The following is a 1,403-nucleotide window of genomic DNA, read 5'->3' as shown; positions in this document are numbered from 1 at the left end:
GTAATGCCGTTCACTTAAAGCGAACTTGCCTGATTGGATAGCGCGCAGGCGGCTTTTTCACCACACGGGGGCATTGACGCCCCCGTCGCTGTTTTGACACCAGCAAATCCCCAAGACGCTGACGCAAACGCTGCAGATGCTTGGGCAAGGTGCCAGGGCTGCTGGTGGCCAGCCAGTGCCACTCGTAGCGCAAATAATGCAGCGCCACCGTAAAGCTCAGCTCGGTGGGCTCTACTCCTTCTTCTCGCGCAACCTCAGCCATCTCCAGACGCACCAGGTTGTAGGCCAGCAAGACTCCCCATACCTCCTGCCTGACGGTCTGGGGGTTGCCACTGCGCAGCGTCAACCCCGCCCCCAGCATCTCCTGCTTGAGTTCGCGGTAGCTGGTCTCGATGTGCCAGCGCTGCTCATACTGCAGCGCAATCTCTTTGGCTGGCCAGGCTTTTGCATCCAGCAGCGAGGTCAGCAAGATGCGCCGCTGGCCGTGGCGCGAGATGACCTCTATCGCCCTGGCCTCCCAGTACGCGGGCAGGCAGGAATTGGCCTTGCGCGCCTGGGGGGAGACTTTCATGCGCACCCGATAGTCTGTCGGATGCTTGTCCAGTTTCTCCCACTGGCTATTGCTCTTGGCGGGGATGAGCCAATGGCGCTGGGTGCCTGTTTGCTGGACCTGCAGCAAGATCTCTGCGCTCAGGAAGCCCCGATCAAAGACCGTGAGTGAGTGCTCGGGAATGGCCTCAATCAACTCTTTGGCATAGCGCATCTCGTTCTTGCCGTATTCGCCAAAGACCGCATCTCTGAGCAGGTGCGTTGCCAGCGATGTGAGTGTGAGCATGCGCAACTGCGGATAGCTGGCGACCACGCCCGATGCGTACTCCTGAGCGCCGAAGTGTTGACGGTTGTCCGTGGTGTCCTGCGTTCGCAAAGTGCTGCCATCGATGGCATAGCGGGCCAAGCCCCGCCAGCTTCTGCCGCGCTGGTGGCGCTCATCCCAAGCGCTGGCACACAGGCCAAAAAGTTGGGCCAAGGGCTCTTGGCCCAGTCGCTGGCGCGCCTGGGTCACGGCGCTGTTCGCAATGGCTGGATTGACCTCATCAGGCAGCACCAGATCGAGCTCGGCCACGACCTGTGCGATGGATTGGTGGCGGTACATTGCCAGCGCAATGACCAGCCAGACGACTTGCTCGGCCGGCAACTTACGCCGCCGAACGCTGGCTTTGCCAGTGAGGGCCAGGGCATTGGCGATCCATTGCGGATCAATGTGCTGGGACAGCGCGGTGAAATCGGGGAGGGTGGGAGTCTTGCCGACCATCAGAGCCAAGGTGGGTGAAGCAACTGGCTCTGAGTATGGGCTATGTGCAGACAGGAAAAATGCCGCTCACTGGCTTAAGTGAACGGCATTA

General features: G+C 60.7%; 1 protein-coding gene. It reads right to left on the bottom strand.

Annotated features, from left to right (window positions below; genetic code table 11):
* Positions 1 to 10: 10 nt before the first annotated feature.
* On the bottom strand, positions 11 to 1,312 hold the full coding sequence (locus ASE28_RS26780) for an IS4 family transposase (RefSeq protein WP_057269204.1): 1,302 nt from the start codon (positions 1,310 to 1,312) through the stop codon (positions 11 to 13).
* Positions 1,313 to 1,403: the final 91 nt, after the last annotated feature.

It is taken from the genome of Acidovorax sp. Root219 (assembly GCF_001428665.1).
Lineage (GTDB): Bacteria > Pseudomonadota > Gammaproteobacteria > Burkholderiales > Burkholderiaceae_C > Acidovorax.
Note: the sequence above shows the minus strand (reverse complement) of the source record. Positions and strands in the feature narration are given on the sequence as shown.

What these genes read in the sequence shown, in the direction of transcription:
- ASE28_RS26780 (WP_057269204.1), bottom strand. Translation starts at nt 1,312, where the DNA reads ATGGTCGGCAAGACTCCCACCCTCCCCGATTTCACCGCGCTGTCCCAG.